Annotated in this window: 16 protein-coding genes; 11 read left to right on the top strand and 5 right to left on the bottom strand. The window is 70.3% G+C overall.

Annotated features, from left to right (window positions below; all coding sequences use genetic code 11):
- Both ACFV4K_RS19660 and ACFV4K_RS19655 read right to left on the bottom strand, forming a co-directional pair.
- The coding region (locus tag ACFV4K_RS19660) for a phosphonatase-like hydrolase (RefSeq protein WP_379276590.1) at window positions 1-634 on the bottom strand (634 nt) is incomplete at its 3' end.
- A gap of 60 nt (window positions 635-694) precedes the next feature.
- Window positions 695-1,810, bottom strand: coding sequence for a TIGR03364 family FAD-dependent oxidoreductase (locus tag ACFV4K_RS19655; RefSeq protein WP_379276581.1), 1,116 nt, complete (start codon window positions 1,808-1,810; stop codon window positions 695-697).
- A 199-nt stretch (window positions 1,811-2,009) separates the two neighbouring features.
- Between ACFV4K_RS19655 and ACFV4K_RS19650 the strand changes: the two genes are divergently transcribed.
- Complete coding sequence (locus ACFV4K_RS19650; RefSeq protein WP_379276589.1) at window positions 2,010-2,702, top strand: GntR family transcriptional regulator; 693 nt, start codon at window positions 2,010-2,012, stop codon at window positions 2,700-2,702.
- A gap of 8 nt (window positions 2,703-2,710) precedes the next feature.
- Here the strand turns inward: ACFV4K_RS19650 and ACFV4K_RS19645 are convergent, their stop codons facing one another.
- The gene (locus ACFV4K_RS19645) at window positions 2,711-3,724 is read right to left on the bottom strand and encodes an LLM class flavin-dependent oxidoreductase (protein WP_379276579.1); all 1,014 of its coding nucleotides are present in this window, start codon (window positions 3,722-3,724) and stop codon (window positions 2,711-2,713) included.
- 129 nt (window positions 3,725-3,853) lie between these two features.
- On the opposite strand from ACFV4K_RS19645, the gene map reads away from it, so the two are divergent.
- From map to ACFV4K_RS19625, 4 genes are all read left to right on the top strand, one after another.
- Window positions 3,854-4,717 carry a type I methionyl aminopeptidase gene (gene map / locus ACFV4K_RS19640; protein ID WP_379101984.1) on the top strand — a complete coding sequence of 288 codons (864 nt, stop codon included), beginning with the start codon at window positions 3,854-3,856 and terminating at the stop codon, window positions 4,715-4,717.
- Complete coding sequence (locus tag ACFV4K_RS19635) at window positions 4,714-5,007, top strand: hypothetical protein (RefSeq protein WP_379276578.1); 294 nt, start codon at window positions 4,714-4,716, stop codon at window positions 5,005-5,007. Before map ends, ACFV4K_RS19635 begins: the two co-directional genes overlap by 4 nt.
- Window positions 4,970-6,550: a cobyric acid synthase gene (locus tag ACFV4K_RS19630; RefSeq protein WP_379276576.1), complete on the top strand. Its 1,581-nt coding sequence runs from the start codon at window positions 4,970-4,972 to the stop codon at window positions 6,548-6,550. The genes ACFV4K_RS19635 and ACFV4K_RS19630 overlap by 38 nt, the downstream gene beginning before the upstream one ends.
- 66 nt (window positions 6,551-6,616) lie before the next feature.
- Window positions 6,617-7,180, top strand: coding sequence for an alpha/beta fold hydrolase (locus tag ACFV4K_RS19625; RefSeq protein WP_379276574.1), 564 nt, complete (start codon window positions 6,617-6,619; stop codon window positions 7,178-7,180).
- Here ACFV4K_RS19625 and ACFV4K_RS19620 read toward each other — a convergent pair.
- The gene (locus ACFV4K_RS19620; RefSeq protein WP_379276573.1) at window positions 7,160-8,188 is read right to left on the bottom strand and encodes an alpha/beta hydrolase; all 1,029 of its coding nucleotides are present in this window, start codon (window positions 8,186-8,188) and stop codon (window positions 7,160-7,162) included. The two genes, ACFV4K_RS19625 and ACFV4K_RS19620, sit on opposite strands and share 21 nt — an antisense overlap.
- 173 nt (window positions 8,189-8,361) lie before the next feature.
- Between ACFV4K_RS19620 and mqo the strand changes: the two genes are divergently transcribed.
- The 6 genes from mqo (at window position 8,362) to ACFV4K_RS19590 (ending at window position 15,752) form a co-directional block, all read left to right on the top strand.
- A complete protein-coding gene (gene mqo, locus ACFV4K_RS19615; RefSeq protein WP_379276571.1) occupies window positions 8,362-9,885 on the top strand; it encodes a malate dehydrogenase (quinone) in 1,524 nt (507 codons plus the stop codon).
- An 18-nt stretch (window positions 9,886-9,903) separates the two neighbouring features.
- Window positions 9,904-10,353: a GNAT family N-acetyltransferase gene (locus tag ACFV4K_RS19610; protein WP_379276569.1), complete on the top strand. Its 450-nt coding sequence runs from the start codon at window positions 9,904-9,906 to the stop codon at window positions 10,351-10,353.
- 270 nt (window positions 10,354-10,623) lie between these two features.
- Complete coding sequence (locus ACFV4K_RS19605) at window positions 10,624-12,798, top strand: magnesium chelatase subunit D family protein (protein WP_379276567.1); 2,175 nt, start codon at window positions 10,624-10,626, stop codon at window positions 12,796-12,798.
- Window positions 12,799-12,983: 185 nt separating this feature from the next.
- The gene (gene cobO, locus ACFV4K_RS19600; protein ID WP_379276565.1) at window positions 12,984-13,604 is read left to right on the top strand and encodes a cob(I)yrinic acid a,c-diamide adenosyltransferase; all 621 of its coding nucleotides are present in this window, start codon (window positions 12,984-12,986) and stop codon (window positions 13,602-13,604) included.
- A gap of 11 nt (window positions 13,605-13,615) precedes the next feature.
- The gene (locus ACFV4K_RS19595) at window positions 13,616-15,010 is read left to right on the top strand and encodes a cobyrinate a,c-diamide synthase (protein ID WP_379276587.1); all 1,395 of its coding nucleotides are present in this window, start codon (window positions 13,616-13,618) and stop codon (window positions 15,008-15,010) included.
- Complete coding sequence (locus ACFV4K_RS19590) at window positions 14,997-15,752, top strand: cobalamin biosynthesis protein (protein ID WP_379276563.1); 756 nt, start codon at window positions 14,997-14,999, stop codon at window positions 15,750-15,752. The genes ACFV4K_RS19595 and ACFV4K_RS19590 overlap by 14 nt, the downstream gene beginning before the upstream one ends.
- Window positions 15,753-15,809: 57 nt before the next feature.
- Here the strand turns inward: ACFV4K_RS19590 and ACFV4K_RS19585 are convergent, their stop codons facing one another.
- Window positions 15,810-16,910 (bottom strand): hypothetical protein, encoded by a 1,101-nt coding sequence (locus ACFV4K_RS19585; RefSeq protein WP_379276562.1) that lies wholly within the window; start codon window positions 16,908-16,910, stop codon window positions 15,810-15,812.
- Between the last annotated feature and the right edge of the window lies 1 nt (window position 16,911).

Genomic DNA, 16,911 nt, shown 5'->3' with positions numbered 1-16,911 from the left:
GCAGCTGCGCGAACTCGGTGACCGAGGGCAGCACGTGGGTCGCGCCCGCGGCCCGCAACTGCTCCTCGGTGTGCGCGCCGGTGAGCGTGCCCGCGACGATGCGCGCGCCCGCGGCCAGACCGGTGGCGATGTCGCTGGACGTATCGCCGAGCACCGCCACGCGATCCACGGCGTCGATCTCCAGCCGCAGCACCGCGGTGAGCACCATGTCGGGGTAGGGGCGGCCGCGACCGGCGTCCGAGGGCGCCAGGGTCAGATCCGCGATGTCGTTCCAGCCCAGCGCGTTCAGCAGCTTGTCCTGCGTCTCGCGGCTGAATCCGGTGGTCAGCGCCACCTTGATCCCGGCGGCGCGCAACGCGGAAATGGCCTCCGCGGCACCGGGAATCGGTGCCACTCCGGCCGCCTCGGCGAGCTCGGTGTAGGCGGTCTCGAAGGCGCGGTTGGCGGCCTGGGCGCGGTCCTCGTCGCCGAGCAGCGTGCGGAAGCACCAGATCTTGGACTGACCCATGGTGTCTTGCACGAACTTCCGGGCGGCCTCGCGTTCCGGGCCCTCGGTCGGCACGCCCGCGGCGGTGACGGCCACCTCGAACGCCTGCTCCACCAGCCCGTCGTCGGCCACGGTGGTGCCCGCCATGTCGAAGACGGCGAGTTCGATCTGCTTGTCGGACACGATGATTCCTTCGGTGAGGTTCGTTCAGAGCTCGAGCAGGTCGGCGGTCTGTTCGCCGAGCGCGGGGCCCAGCGTCATCCCGCGCCCACCCGGACCGGTGATGACCCAGACGCCGTCCGCGGCCTGCGCGCGGGTGACGATGGCGCCCGGATCGATGGACTGGCTGTACACGCCCGCCCAGCGCCGCACGATCGGCGGCAGCTTGCGGCCCAGCAGCTCCTCCATCACGCCGGTGAGGTGCTCGTAGGGGGCCTCGTCCACGTCGAAGGTGAACGGCTCGTCGTATTCGTGGGTGTCGCCGATGGTGAGCCCGCCGTGCAGGCGCTGCACGGCCAGCAGCTGCATCTTGTGCTGGGCGGCCGTGAACGGCTGCGCCTCTTCGCGATTGAGCCGGTCCAGTTCCGGCCCGGCGAAGGCCGGGTAGTAGCGGAAGCTGTCGCCGTCGGCGATGGCGGTGGTGAGCGGTTCGCCCAGGGGAGCGGTCTGCATCATCTGCAGCCGCACCCGGCGCACCGGGATGTCGCCGACCAGCTCGCGGGTCAGGCCGGCGTGCGCCGCGCCCGGGCAGACCAGCACCAGGCCGCCCTCGTGACGACGGCCGCGGTCGTCGATCACGGTGGTGCCGGTGACGGTGCGGGCCTCGGTGCCGGCGAAGAAGCTGTAGCGCCCGCTCGCCTCCATGTAGCGGCGCAGCGCGGGCAGCGCCTGCCGGGACTCGACGGCGGCATCGGTCGAACAGTGCAGGCCCGCGAGGAATTTGCCGCGCAGCGCGGGGTTGAGCGCGCGCACCCGCTCCGGGTCGAGCAGTTCGAAGCCGCGTTCGGCGGCCGAGGGGTCGGCCAGGGCGGCCTCGGCGACCGCGAGCTCGTTCTCGCTGCGGACCAGGGTGATGGAGCCCGCGGGCCGGAAGCCCACGCCCGGCACCTTGCCGCCGATCTCCTCCCACAGCTGCCGGGATCGCAGCGTGAGTTCCAGTTCGTCGGCGCTGCGTCCCGAGACCCATACCAGTCCGAAGTTGCGCACGGTCGCCCCGCGCGCCTCCACCTCGCGTTCGAGGTGGACTACTTCGTGGCCGCGCCCGATGGCGGCGAGAGCGTGGGCGGTACCGAGGATCCCTCCGCCGATGATGACCAATCGCATGGATGTCATCGTGGGCAATGGTCTAGACCTACGGGTGTTTCGTGTGGAAACGGTAGGTTAATAATTGGTATAGACCAATCGTGTGTACGCTGGGGGCATGGAGACGAGGGAGGCCGCCGGGGTGGAAGACCAGGCGGGGACGGGCCGACCGGCGGCCGGAACATCGAGCGCGGCAACCGATTCCGCGTCCGCAGGGCGCATGCCCAAGTCGTATCGGGTGCGCGCCGAACTGGAGGCGCTGCTCGGTGAGCTCTCCGAGGGCGACCCGGTGCCGTCCGAGCGCGAACTCGCGCTGCGCTGCGGCGTCGCCCGCGAGACCGTGCGCCAGGCGGTGCGGGAACTGCTGGTGGAGGGGCGGATTCGCCGTCAGGGCCGCGGCACCGTGGTCTCACGCCCGAAGATGGTGCAGCCCTTGTCCTTGCGCTCCTACACCGAGGGCGCGATCAAGTTCGGCCGCAAACCGGGCCGCCTGCTCGTCGACTGGTCCGACATCCCCGCCGACTCCGACACCGCCCACGATCTCGCCGTGAAACCGGGCACCCCGGTCATGCACCTGGAACGCATCCTGCTCGCCGACGGGGAACGCATCGGGCTGGAGAGCACCTGGATGCCGTTGCACCGCTTCGCCGTCCTGCGCGAGTTCTACGACCCGCAGACCTCGCTGTACGTCGCCACCCGCGGCATGGGCGTGGTGTACGCGGTCGCCACCGAGCGCATCGAGACGGTGCTGGCCTCCCCACGCGAGGCCGCCCTGCTGGAATGCACGACGGCCCTGCCCATGCTGCTGCTGCACCGCCGCAGCGTGGACGGGGAAGGCGTGCCGATCGAACGCGTGCGCTCGCTGTACCGCGGCGACCGGATCGCCTTCCAGGCCAAGCTCACCGACTACTGAGCGCGCGATCAGCCCAGCTGCGGGGCCACTTTCGCACCCAGCAGCTCGATGCTGTGCAGCACCTTCTCGTGCGGCAGCGTGCCGACGCTGGTGTGCAGCATGAACCGGTCCAGTCCGAGGGTGTCGCGCACGTCGGCGATCTTCTCGGCGACGTAGTCGGGCGTGCCCACGAACAGCGACCCGCTCTGCGAGCGCAGCGCGTCGAACTGCTGCGGGGTCATCGGACCCCAGCCGCGCTCACGCCCGATGCCGGTCATGGCCCGCGCGTAGGACCCGTAGAAGTCCTCCACCGCCTGCTTGTCGGTGTCGGCGATGTAGCCGTGCGCGTGCACCGCCACCGGCTGCGGCTCGTGCCCGCCCTCGGCCAGCGCCCGGTGGTACAGGTCCACCAGCGGCTTGAACCGCGCCGGCTGCCCGCCGATGATGGCGATGGCCAGCGGCAGGCCCAGGAGTCCCGCGCGCACAACGGATTCGGGGCTGCCGCCGACGGCGATCCACACCGGCAGCGGCCGGTTCTCGGTGCGCGGATAGACGATGGCGTTGTCCAGCGGCGCGCGGAACTTGCCGGACCAGGTGACCGGTTCGTCCTCGCGGAGCTTCAGCAGCAGGGCGAGCTTCTCCTCGAAGAGCTCGTCGTAGTCGGTGAGGTCGTAGCCGAACAGCGGGAACGATTCGATGAACGAGCCACGCCCGGCCATCAATTCGGCACGGCCGTTCGACAACCCGTCCAGGGTCGCGAAGTCCTGGTAGGCGCGGACCGGGTCGGCGGAGCTGAGCACGGTGACCGCGCTGGTGAGCTGGATGCGCTCGGTCCGCGAGGCGATGGCGGCCAGGACGACCGCGGGGGAGGAGGCGGCGAAGTCCTCGCGGTGATGCTCGCCGACGCCGTACACGTGCAGCCCGGCCTGCTCGGTGGCCACGGCCTCCTCGACCACCTGCCGCAGGCGTTCGCCCGCGGTCGGCACCGGCCCGTCGCCGCCGACGGGATGTGTTTCGGCGAATGTCGTCAGTCCCAGTTCCACGGCCGTTGCCCTTCTCGAGTCTTGTTGCCAAGTCAACCGACAGGATAAACGGACCGTGGTCCGGAAGAATTCCCGCGTGCCCCGGACCTGGGAATCCCACCATTCGGACCGGCAGATAGTCTGGTACCCATGTCTGTGCGCACCCGCAAGCCCCTCGCACCCGGCACGCAGTCGCCCATTCGCGAGGTCCCCAAGAACATCGAACGGCCGGAGTACGTCTGGAAGAAGACGGTCAACGAAGGCCGCGAACCCTGGGTGCAGACCGCGGAGACCATCGACAAGATGCGGATCGCGGGCAAGATCGCCGCGCAGGCCCTGGAAGAGGCGGGCAAGGCCGTCGCGCCGGGCGTCACCACCGACGAGCTCGACCGGATCGCCCACGAGTACATGCTCGACCACGGCGCGTACCCGTCGACCCTGGGCTACAAGGGATTTCCCAAGTCCTGCTGCACCTCGCTGAACGAGGTCATCTGCCACGGCATCCCCGACTCGACCGTGATCGAGGACGGCGACATCGTCAATATCGACGTCACCGCCTACATCCACGGCGTGCACGGCGACACCAACAAGACCTTCCTCGCCGGTGACGTGGACGAAGAGGTGCGCCTGCTGGTCGAGCGCACCGAGGAGGCCACCAAGCGGGCCATCAAGGCGGTCAAGCCGGGTCGCGCGCTCAATGTGATCGGCCGCGTCATCGAGGCCTACGCCAATCGCTTCGGCTACGGCGTGGTCCGCGACTTCACCGGCCACGGCGTCGGCCCCACCTTCCACTCCGGCCTGGTCATCCTGCACTACGACCAGCCCGCCGTGGAGTCGGTCATCGAACCGGGCATGACCTTCACAATCGAGCCCATGATCAATCTGGGCGGTATCGACTACGAGATCTGGGACGACGGCTGGACCGTGGTCACCAAGGACCGCAAGTGGACCGCCCAGTTCGAGCACACTCTCGTCGTCACCGACGAGGGCGCAGAGATCCTGACGCTGCCGTGAAAATCGCCATGCCCCAGCGGGGCGTCACCACGCGCGGCATCGGCTCCCGCGGCCCTCGCCGCAAGCCCTCCCGTTTCCTCCCCCCGAACCCCCGGGACGAGGGCCTGGGCGCCCTGCGCGCCACCATGCGCCGCCACGTCGAGCTCTCCGCCGGTCGGCCGGTGGACGACGCCGAGAACCAGGACGTCGTCGCCGACACCCGCGGCGATTACGACAACCGCGACGCCTACACCAGCAGCGGCCGCGACCACTATGTCTACCGCCCGCGGGCGGAGTACAGCACCCGGTGAGTCGGCGCGCGTGAAGGGTGCGCTGCTGGTCGCCGGAACCACCTCCGACGCGGGCAAAAGCGTTGTGGTGGCCGGACTTTGCCGGATGCTGGCGCGGCGCGGGGTGCGGGTCGCGCCGTTCAAGGCGCAGAACATGTCCAACAACTCCGTCGTCACCCTCGACGGCGGGGAGATCGGGCGGGCGCAGGCCCTGCAGGCGCGGGCCTGCGGGCTCGAACCCAGCGTGCGGTTCAATCCGATCCTGCTCAAGCCGGGCAGTGATCGGCGGTCGCAGCTCGTGGTGCGGGGCAAGGCCGTCGATACCGTCGGAGCCAAGGACTATTTCCGGCATCGGCGGGAGCTGCGAACCGTCGTCGCCGAGGAATTGGCCGCGCTGCGCGATGAATTCGATGTGGTGATCTGTGAGGGCGCGGGTTCCCCCGCCGAGATCAATTTGCGGGCAACCGATCTCGCGAATATGGGATTGGCGCGCGCCGCCGATCTTCCGGTCGTGGTGGTCGGCGACATCGATCGCGGCGGCGTGCTGGCCCATCTGTTCGGCACCGTCGCGATTCTGGAACCCGAAGACCAGCAACTGATCTCGGGATTCATCATCAACAAGTTCCGCGGCGACGTGGACCTGCTGCGGCCCGGCCTGGATCAGCTCACCGCACTCACCGGCCGCCCGACGCTCGGCGTCATCCCCTTCGCGGAGGACCTCTGGATCGACGCCGAGGACTCCCTCGGCACGGTCGCCGACGCCCCGGTGGGCCGCGCCCGGCCGCCGCTGGGCCGCGACTGGCTGACCGTGGCCGCGATCCGCCTGCCGCGCATCTCCAACTCCACCGATGTCGAGGCCCTCGCCTGCGAGCCCGGCGTCTCGGTGCGCTGGGCCGGTGACCCGTCCCGCCTCGCCGGGGCCGACCTGGTGGTGATCCCCGGCAGCAAGTCCACCGTCAGCGACCTGGAGTGGTTGCGCCGCACCGGAATCGCCGACGCCCTCACCGCCCGCGCGGCCGCGGGCGGCCCCATTCTCGGCATCTGCGGCGGCTACCAGATGCTGGCCCGCACCATCGTCGACCGCGTCGAGTCCGACGCGGGGACCGTCGCGGGCCTGGGCCTGCTGGACCTCGACATCGAGTTCGTGGATCCGAAGGTGCTGCGCCGCTCCGGCGGCCGGGTCCTGGATCACGCCGGTGACGCCGATCTCCCCGTGCACGGCTATGAGATCCACCACGGCCGCGTCACCCGCACCGCCGACCGGCCCTGGTTCGAGCTCGACGGCACGCCGGAAGGCAGTGTGCGCGAATCGGTGTGGGGCACGCACCTGCACGGCGCCCTGGCGGCGGACGGGTTTCGCCGGGCCTGGCTGCGCGAGGTCGCCCAGCGCGCGGGACGCGCCGAGTTCGTTGTCGCCGAGGATGTCTCGGTCGACGAGGTGCGCGCGTCCCAGCTCGACCTGCTCGCGGATCTGATGGAGAAGCACCTCGATCCGGACGCGCTCGAGCGTCTGATCGAGGCGGGCGCACCGCCGGATCTCCCGACCCTGACCGTGGGAAAGTGACCCCGGTCACGGCAAACCGGCCGACTGGCGATCGGCCTCCACACCCCTCCTGTAGCGTGATCGACCATGGAATCTCGGCGGATCACGGTCGGTGACCGCGAGTGGGCGGTGCGAGTCGGCGGGCCCGACACCCGGCACCACGTCCTGCTGCTCCCCGATGCGGGTGATCCGGCCGATGTTTACGACCAGGTCTGCGAACGCCTGCAGACCTCGGACCTGCACACCATCGCCATCGAGTCGATCGACGGCCTCGACGCCGCGACGGTGGTCGACATCCTGGGCCAGCTCGAGGTCCCGTACGTCAACCTGGTCGGTATCGGCGCGGGCGCGGACCTGGCCTGGGAACTGGCCGCCCGTCACTTCAGCCATTTCATGAGCCTCATCGTGGCCGGTGGCGGCCACCCGGCGGTGCCCGGTGTGGACGGCACCGTCCGCGACGCCTCCTGCCCGCCGGTGGAGATCCCCACCACCCTGCTGACCACCAAGCCCTTCCCGCGCGAGGTGGCCGAGGGCTCGGCCCGGTTCGTCTACGGCGAATTCCGGCTGGTCCCGATGGATGTCACCGCCGTGGCCGCCGAAGCGGGCCACGAACTGGCCACCGAGGTCGTGCTACGCACCAGCTTCTGGTGACTCGGCGAGCCATTTCAGCCAGGAGTCCAGTTCCCGCAGGGCCGCGGCGCGCGGCGTCTCCGACGACAGGAACACGTCGTGCCGCGCGCCCTCGATCGGCACGATATTGGTGCGCGTACCCAGGCAGCCCGACCAGCGCTGGATCTGGCGCACGTCCAGCACCACGTCCGACACGTCGGCGGCGGGCCCGTAATTGCGCATGAACTTGGTGACCTTCGACCGCAGGATCAGCGCGGGCACCCCGATGTCGAGGCCCTTGTGCAGGCGCAGGTGCCCGCGGCGGATGGCCCGCAGCCAGCCCGCGTGAACGGGGAAGCCGCTCAACGGTTTCCAGTCCAGGTTGTAGTCCCATTCACCGGACTGGGTGTGGTGCAGGCTGTCGCCGTAGGTGGTGGCCACGCCCAGCGGCAGCTTGGCGAAGGCCCGCAACCGGCCCAGGCCCTCCAGTAGCGGCGTGCCCACCGAGCGGTAGTAGCCGGGGCCCTGCAGGTCGAACCACGGGCTGTTGAGCATCAGGCCGGTGATGCCCTGGGCGCGCACACCGCCCGCCGTCTCCAGCCGGTTCAACCACAGCGAGGTCACCAGGCCGCCGGTGGAATGCGCCATGATCACCACCGGCAGTCCGGTCTCGGTGCGGACGACCTCGAGCGAGCGGTTCAGCTCCTCGTCGTAGAGCTCCAGGTCGCTGACATAGTGCGGGGTCTGCCCGGCGCGGCGCGAGCGCCCGCATTTACGCAGGTCCAGCGCGTAGAAGGCGAACCCTTGCGCGGCCAGGTGCTGGGCCAGATGCTCCTGGAAGAAGTAGTCGGTGAAGCCGTGCACGTAGAGCACCGCACGGGTGGGGGCCGGGATGCCGTCGGGGCTGTAGCGGACCAGGGTGGCGACGGCGTCGCCCTCGCCGTCGGGATCGGGGCCCAGGGCGAGGGTGAGCTGCTGGTAGTCGGCGCCCAGGACGTCGGGCTGCCAGGCGGTGGTCGAAGACGTGGTGGAGGACGTTTCGCGGGTCACCAGCTCAACATAGACCGCGGTGCGGAGATGTCTATTTGGGAGGGATCTCTCACATTCGGGGATTTCGAAGCGGGATTCGGGAATGGTCAGGGGCAGAATTGAGTCCAAGTGAACGACGGGTAACCTAACCCCCACCTGGTGACCCAAAAAAGACAAGGAAGTCGATCCCCGCCGTGTCGAACGCTGCCACGATTGAAAAGACCGATGTAGTACTTATCGGTGCCGGCATCATGAGTGCCACCCTCGGTGCCCTTCTTCGTCAGGTGCAGCCGGATTGGTCGATCACCGTCTTCGAGCGCCTCGAGGCCGCCGCCGCCGAGAGCAGCGACCCGTGGAACAACGCGGGCACCGGCCACTCGGCCCTGTGCGAGCTGAACTACACGCCGCAGAACGCCGACGGCTCGGTCGAGATCGCCAAGGCCATCGACATCAACGAGCGCTTCCAGGTCTCGCGCCAGTTCTGGTCCTACTCGGTCGAGAACGGCGTGCTGGCCAACCCGTCGAACTTCATCAACCCCATCCCGCACGTGAGCTTCACCCACGGCAAGGACGGCGTCGAGTACCTGCGCAAGCGTCATGAGGCGCTCTCGCGGCATCCGCTGTTCGAAGGCATGGAGTTCATCGACGACGCCGACGAGTTCGCGCGTCGACTACCGCTGATGTCCAAGGGTCGTGACTTCTCCGACCCGGTCGGCCTGAACTGGACCGACTACGGCACCGACATCGACTTCGGTGAGCTCACCAAGGAACTGCTGGCCTACCTGGGCGCGTCCGGCGCGGACATCGCATTCGGCCACGAGGTCACCAACCTGACCAAGCAGTCCGACGGCTCCTGGCTGGTGAAGGTGCGCAACCTGCGCAGCAACAAGGTGCGCGTCATCAACGCCAAGTTCGTGTTCGTGGGTGCGGGCGGCGGTGCGCTGCCGCTGCTGCAGAAGTCGGGCATCAAGGAGATCCGCGGTTTCGGCGGCTTCCCGGTGTCGGGTCTGTTCCTGCGCTGCACCAACCCGGCGCTGGTGGCCCAGCACGAGGCCAAGGTGTACGGCCAGGCCTCGGTCGGCGCGCCGCCGATGTCGGTGCCGCACTTGGACACTCGCGTCATCAACGGTGAGCAGGGCCTGCTGTTCGGCCCCTACGCCGGCTGGACGCCGAAGTTCCTCAAGGACGGCAAGCTGACCGACCTGATCAAGTCGGTGAAGCCGAACAACCTGTTCTCCATGCTGGGCGTCGGCGTCACCGAGATGGGCCTGGTCAACTACCTGGTCGGTGAGCTGCTCAACTCGCAGAACGACCGGATCAGCTCGATGGAGGAGTTCATCCCGCGCGCCGACGGCGACGACTGGGAGCTGATCGTCGCCGGTCAGCGCGTGCAGGTCATCCGCCGCAAGGGCGCGGGCGGTGTGCTCGAGCTGGGCACCGCGGTCGTCGCGGCCGAGGACGGCACCATCGCCGGTCTGCTCGGCGCGTCGCCGGGCGCGTCCACCTGTGTGAGCGCCATGCTCGACGTGATGAAGAAGTGCTTCCCGCGCGAATTCTCCACGTGGGAGCCGAAACTCAAGGAAATGGTGCCGTCGCTGGGCGTCAAGCTCTCCGAGAACCAGGCCCTGTTCCGCGAGGTGTGGGACTGGTCCACCAAGGCTCTGCAGCTGGATCCCGCCAACACGCCGAAGCGCGAGGGTATCGCTTCTCACGCGTAGATGTGATAGCAAGACGCGATGATGTCAACGGTTGCTCTCAAACGGTCGTGGTCCCAAGACCTGGACACCGCGACGCTGTACAAGCTGTTGAAACTTCGCGTGGAGGTTTTCGTCGTCGAGCAGAAGTGCGCCTACCCGGAACTGGACGGGTTCGATCTATTGCCGGAGACCCGTCACTTCTGGCTCGACGACGAGGGTGAGACCATCTGCACCCTCCGTCTCATGGAGGAGCATGAGGACGGCGTGAAGTCGTTCCGCATCGGCCGGCTCTGCACCGCCCCGGAGGCCCGCGGCCACGGCTACACCACCCGCCTGCTGCAAGCCGCCCTGGCGGAGGCGGGTTCGGCGACGGTCCGCCTGAACGCCCAGACCTACCTGCTCGACATGTACACCAAGCACGGCTTCAAGGTCGACGGCCCGGAGTACATCGAAGACGGCATCCCGCACATCCCCATGCGTCGCGGCTGACCCCGCCCCGCCCCGCACCCTTCCGCGCCCGCTGTGAAACCCACAGCGGGCGCGGCTGTTTCAACGCCCCGCTCGGCTCGGCCTGCTGCGGGCCCGAGGGCAGTCCGCCGGTGGCGCGTCGAACAGCGATGCGGCACACCGATCCGGGAGGCGCAGCTCTGGCGCAGGACGTCGAGCGGTGCATCGGCCCGGGTGGTTGGCGAGGCAGTGGTCGGCCTGCGGGGACGGGGTCGTGGGCGTGGGTCTCGGGGCCGCGCATAGAGTTGGGGCGTGTCTGTTCCTGTGGCTTACTCCGAGAGTGTTCGCGCGGCCGGTGACGAGGCCGGGTTTCCGTTCTCCGCGGTGGTGGGGCAGGAGCGGCTGCAGCTGGCGTTGATCCTGTGCGCGGTGCATCCCGGCATCGGCGGGGTGCTGGTGCGCGGGGAGAAGGGGACCGCCAAGTCGACCGTGGTGCGCGCGCTCGCGCAGCTGCTGCCCCCGGTCGTGGACGAGTCCGGCGCGCGGCCCGCGCGGCTGGTGGAACTGCCGGTCGGTGCCACCGAGGACCGCGTGGTCGGATCCCTGGACCTGGAGCGGGTGCTGCGGGACGGGGAGCAGGCGTTCAAGCCGGGCCTGCTGGCCGCCGCCCATCACGGCGTGCTCTACGTCGACGAAGTGAATCTGCTGCACGACCACCTGGTGGACGTCCTGCTCGACGCGGCCGCCATGGGCCGGGTGCACATCGAGCGCGACGGCGTCTCACACACCCATCCGGCGCGATTCGTATTGGTGGGCACCATGAATCCCGAGGAGGGGGAGTTGCGGCCGCAGCTGCTGGACCGCTTCGGCCTCACCGTGGACGTCGTCGCCTCCCGTGACGTGGACACGCGCATGGCCGTGGTCCGCCGCCGCCTCGACTACGAGGCCGACCCCGCCGCATTCGCCGACCGGTACGCGGCCGTGGATCGCGAGGTGGCCGAACGCATTCTGACCGCCCGCGACCACCTCGCCGAGGTCAGCCTCGACAATGTCGAGCTGCGCCGCATCGCCGCCCTGTGCGCCGCCTTCGACGTGGACGGCATGCGCGCCGACCTGGTGGTGGCCCGCACCGCCACCGCCCACGCCGCCTGGCGCGGCGCCACCGAGGTCACCGAGTCCGACGTCCGCGTCGCCGCCGAACTCGCGCTGCCGCACCGCCGCCGCCGCGACCCCTTCGACGAACCCGGCATCAGCGAGGAACAACTCGACGACGCCATGCGGCACGCCGCCGACGAAGCCGCCCGCGCCGAGCAGGACGGAGCTGACGGCCTGGGAAAAGGTGAGGCGGTCCCGCCGAACGGCGCGGGACCGCAGGATCCGTCCGAGGGCGAGGGGTGCGACGCCAATTCGCATGCCGCGGAACAGAACTCACCCGACCCCCGGGACCCCGCCGACTCCGCCTCAGCGGACCGGCCCGAGGGCTCGGACTCGCACGATGGTGGCCCAGAGTCGCCTGATGGTGGCTCGAACACGGCTGATGGTGGCCCGGGCTTGCCGGACGGTGGCCCGGATTTCCCCGGCGGGGGAGCGAATCCCGCTGGGGGAGACCGGAATCCCTCCGAAGATCGCGCCGGCCGCACCCCCTCGGCCGACCGCCCCGCCCGCGAGGGCAGCATCGCCGCTCCCACCGCTACCCTCCGCAAGCCCCCGCGCTGGGAGGTCCCCGGCGTCGGTGCAGGCGCCCCCGGCCGCCGCTCCCGCGCCCGCACCCGCCAGGGCCGCATCGTCCGTGCCACCGACGACACCTCCACCGGCCTGCACCTGCTGGGCACCATCTTCGCCGCGGCCCCCCGCCAGTTCGAGCGCGGCCGCCTGACCGGCCCCCTCGCCTTCGCCCCCGACGATCTGCGCGGCGCGTATCGCGAAGGCCGCGAGGGCAACCTGGTCGTCTTCGTCGTGGACACCTCCGGCTCGATGGCCGCCCGCGACCGCCTCTCCGCCGTCACCAACGCCGTCGTGGCCCTGCTCCGCGACGCCTACCAGCGCCGCGACAAGGTCGCCGTCATCACCATGCGCGGTCAGGAAGCCGACCTGGTCCTGCCCCCGACCTCCTCGGTCGACATCGCCGTCCGCCGCCTCGCCGACCTGCGCACCGGCGGCAAAACCCCACTCGCCCAAGGCCTGCTGCGGGCCCGCGCCCTCATCCGCCGCGAACGCACGCGCGACCCCCACCGCCGCCCCCTGCTGGTCCTGCTCACCGACGGCCGCGCCACCGGCGGCACCGATCCGGTCCCGCGCGCCCGCGTCGCCGCCCGCATGCTGGCCAACGACTCCGTCACCGCCATGGTCGTCGACTGCGAACGCGGCATGATCCGCCTCGGCCTGGCCCGCGACATCGCCGCCGAATTGCGCGGCGGCTACCTGCGACTGAGCGAACTGACCGGTGACGCAGTCGCGGGCATCGTCCGTGCCGGCCGGGCCGCGTAGACGCTGCGTGAACGCACGGGTACAGCACTGACAGTTCGCGGCCCGTCTCGTTCTGGACTGAGTGGAGCGGAGGAGCGAAGCGGGGGAGCGGAGGGAGGGAAGAACGAGACTTCGGGGGCCGCGAACAGCCCGGAGCGAAGCGGAGGGCAAGATGACACAGCCCGCGTTGAAAGGAGCCTCCACCGATGCCGAAGGGTGTTCCCCTCCCGGAGTCCATTCCCGATGACGGTCTGACCACCCGGCAGCGGCGCAACCAGCCCGTGCTGGCGGTGCACACCGGACCCGGCAAGGGGAAGTCGACGGCCGCGTTCGGAATGGCCTTGCGGGCCTGGAACCAGGGCTTCGACATCGCGGTGTTCCAGTTCGTGAAGAGCGCGAAGTGGAAGGTGGGCGAGGAGGCGGCGTTCCGGACCCTCGGGCAGCTGCACGACGACACCGGCGCGGGTGGCGCGGTGGAGTGGCACAAGATGGGCGAGGGCTGGTCCTGGACCCGCAAGCAGGGCTCCGACGACGACCACGCGGCCGCGGCCGCGGCGGGCTGGAAGGAGATCCGGCGACGGCTGGAGACCGAACAGCATCGCTTCTACGTGCTCGACGAATTCACCTACCCGCTCAAGTGGGGCTGGGTCGATGTGGACGAGGTCGTCGAGACGCTGCGCGACCGGCCCGGCAATCAGCACGTGGTGATCACCGGCCGCGACGCGCCGCAGGCCCTGATCGACGCCGCCGACCTGGTCACCGAGATGACCAAGGTGAAGCACCCGATGGACGCCGGCCGCAAGGGCCAACGCGGCATCGAGTGGTGAGCGGTCCCGCCATGGTGAGCCCGGCGAGCACCCCCGCCGTCGTCATCGCCGCGCCCGCCTCGGGCAGCGGGAAGACCACGGTGGCCACCGGATTGATCGGCGCGCTGCGCCGCGCCGGGCATCGGGTCGCGCCGTTCAAGGTCGGCCCGGACTACATCGACCCCGGCTATCACGGCCTGGCCGCCGGCCGCCCGGGCCGCAACCTGGACCCGGTCCTGGTCGGCGCGGACCGCATCGCGCCCCTGTACCTGCACGGCAGCCGCGACAGCGATCTCGCGGTGGTGGAGGGCGTCATGGGCCTGTTCGACGGCCGCATCGACGAACACCACACCGACCCCATCGCCGAGGGCTCGACCGCCCAGATCGCGGCCATGCTCGGCGCACCCGTGATCCTGGTGGTGGACGCGCGCGGCCACAGCCAGAGCCTGGCCGCCCTGCTGCACGGTTTCGCCACCTACGACAGCGGAATCCGGCTCGGCGGAGTGATTCTCAACCGGGTGGGCAGTGAACGCCACGAACAGGTCCTGCGCGCCGCCTGCGCCCGCGTGGGCCTGCCGGTGCTGGGCGCCCTGCCCCGGCTCGCCGAATTGGCCGTGCCCTCCCGGCATCTCGGCCTGATCCCGGCGGTCGAGCACGGCACTGCCGCCCAGGCGGCCGTGGACGCCATGACGGATCTCGTTGCGGCGCACATCGATCTGGACGCGGTCGCCGCCCTGGCCGCCTCCGCCGTGCAGGGCCGAGCGTGGGATCCGGCCGAGGAAGTGACGGTCCAGGAGTCCGGACCGGTGGTGGCCATCGCCGGGGGACCGGCCTTCACCTTCGGCTACGCCGAACACCGCGAGCTGCTCGCGGCGGCCGGAGCCCAGGTCCGCGTCTTCGACCCGCTGCGCGACGAACTGCCCTCCGGCACGGCCGGGTTGGTCATCCCCGGCGGCTTCCCCGAGGAGCACGCCGCCGATCTCGCGGCCAATACCGGGCTGCTGGCGGCCATCGCCGACCAGGCCCGCCGCGGCCTCCCGATCCATGCCGAATGCGCCGGTCTGCTGTATCTGACCCGCACCCTCGACGGCCACCGCATGGCCGGCGTCCTCGACGTCGACGCCGAGTTCGGCCCGCGCCTCACCCTCGGCTACCGAGACGCGGTGGCGCTCACCGACTCTCCGCTCTGGAGCGCCGGCGACCGCGTCCGCGGCCACGAGTTCCACCGCACCCGGCTCATCGACGCCGGTTCGGCGGAACCCGCGTGGGCCTGGCGCTCACCGGCCGGCGAGACGGTCCGCGAAGGCGCGGTGCTCCACCGCGTGCACGCCTCCTACCTGCACACGCACCCGGCCGGGAACCCGGCGGCCGTCGGACGGTTCGTCGCCGCGGCGGCCGACTTCGCCCGGACCGATGTCACGGTCTGACCTGGCGGTCGGCGTCGGGCTGCGGCCCGGGACGACCGCCGACCTCATCGTGGCGGCGGTGCGGGAAGCCTTGGGAGACAGGGCGGTCGGCCGATTGGCGACCCTCGACCGGCGCGCCGACGAGCCCGGTTTCGCGGAAGCGGCGTCGCGGCTGGGCGCGGAGCCGGTCCGCTTCTCGGCCGCGGAGTTGGCAGCGGTCCCCGTTCCCCATCCCTCGGACCGGGTCGCGGACGCGGTCGGCGCGGCGAGCGTCGCGGAGGCGGCGGCCGTTCTGGCCAGTGGGGGCGGGGAGCTGGTCGTCGCGAAGACGATCGTGTCCGGCGTCGTCATCGCTGCCGCCGAACCGGATCAGCGCGGGTATATCTTCTGTCATGTGGCCGACCCCACCCTGACCCTCACCCCGGACCGCTGGCGCACCTTCCTGACCTGGTGGCGCTTCTGGGGCAGCCTGGGTTTCTGCGGCTCGGCCTTCGTGACGTTCCTGATCATCAGTGACCTGGACGGCGTCCCCGCCTACTGCGGCTGGCGGCACCCCTGCCCGCCGTGGATCACCCTCACCCTCGGCGCGTTCCCGATGTACGTGTGGGCGGTGGGCGGAGCCGTCACCTGGCAGCTCGGCAGAATGGCCCGCAGGCGAGGATGGCGGCCGTCCCTGGGCATCCCGATCGGCGCGCTGATCTTCTTCCCCGGCCTGCTCCTGAGCCTCTACGTCGTCTACCACTACTGGTGGCCGAACGGCTGAAACGCCGCAGCCCCCGCCGACTGGTTGGGTATCGGCGAGGGCTGCGACTACACGCGATCAGGGTGCGACAGAACCCCAATCGGCGAATCCGGTCGGATCGTGCCGGCCCATGGTGCCGTGCTCGAACAGACCCCAGCCCTCGTCGTCGCCGCAGCGGGCCTTGCCGACGTGGTCGATGACGCCGAATGGAATCCGCCCGGCCACAGCGGGATCGGTCAGGTCGTAGAGCTTGCTCTCGGACCAGTTGCGGCCCTTCCACTGTCCGTGCAGCCAGTCCGGGTCGCCGCCGTAGCCGCAGCCGGCATTGAGCGCGATGAACGTTCCGGCCTCGACCTCGACCTCGAGCGGCTTGCCGTCGGGCGTGCACAGTTCCAGCCGCAGCGCGGTCGGGATGCGGGTGCCGGACTTGTAGGTGAGGTGCACGCGCGGCCATCCCAGCTGCTCGACCCGCCCGTCGTTCCAGACCCGGGTGGCGTCATTGAGCGTGCGGAAACCGTTGGGCTCCTCCTGCACGATGACGATGATCGAGTAGTCGTCGAACTTCAGCGGCACGTACAGCCACCAGAAGCCCTCCGACGGCTCGTCGGCCACGCGCCCCGCGGGATCGGATTCGCCGACCGGCCGGATGCCCCAGGAGCGGTCGCGGGTGCCGCACCACACGGCGGGATCGATGGCGAAGTCGTCGCCGTCGACATTCAGTGTGCCCGACCAGGTTCCGACCTGGGCGAAGCGCTGCGCGTCGATGATGGGCCGGTTCAGCTTGGTGATGATGGTGTGCGGCTGCTCGGCCACCGCGGGGAAGGAGCCCTCCCAGGTGAGGTCGAACGACAGGTCGTCGTGCTCGCAGATCACGCGCAGCTTCTGCAGCGGCTCGAGCACCTCGATGCGGTACCCGCCGACGGCCAGGTCCAGGCCGCGCTGGTCGAGCGCGTCGGAGAACCGCACCGCGCGCTGGGTGTCGCCGCGGCGCACGGTGGCGAAGGCGTCGGTCACGCCCAGGTTCGGGTAGACGCCGAACCCGGTGATGAGCATGGTGTCGCCGCCGGTCTGGATGGCGTTGTAGTAGCTGCGGTCGTAGAAGTTCCGATCGCTGCTCACCACCCGCGCCATCGGCAGCGGGGTCTGGTGGATGGGGTATTCGTCCAGCGGACCGATCATG

Origin of the sequence: Nocardia sp. NPDC059764 (genome assembly GCF_042732555.1) — a bacterium.
In the GTDB taxonomy this organism is placed as follows: domain Bacteria; phylum Actinomycetota; class Actinomycetes; order Mycobacteriales; family Mycobacteriaceae; genus Nocardia.
This window is presented reverse-complemented; position numbering and strand designations above follow the sequence as displayed.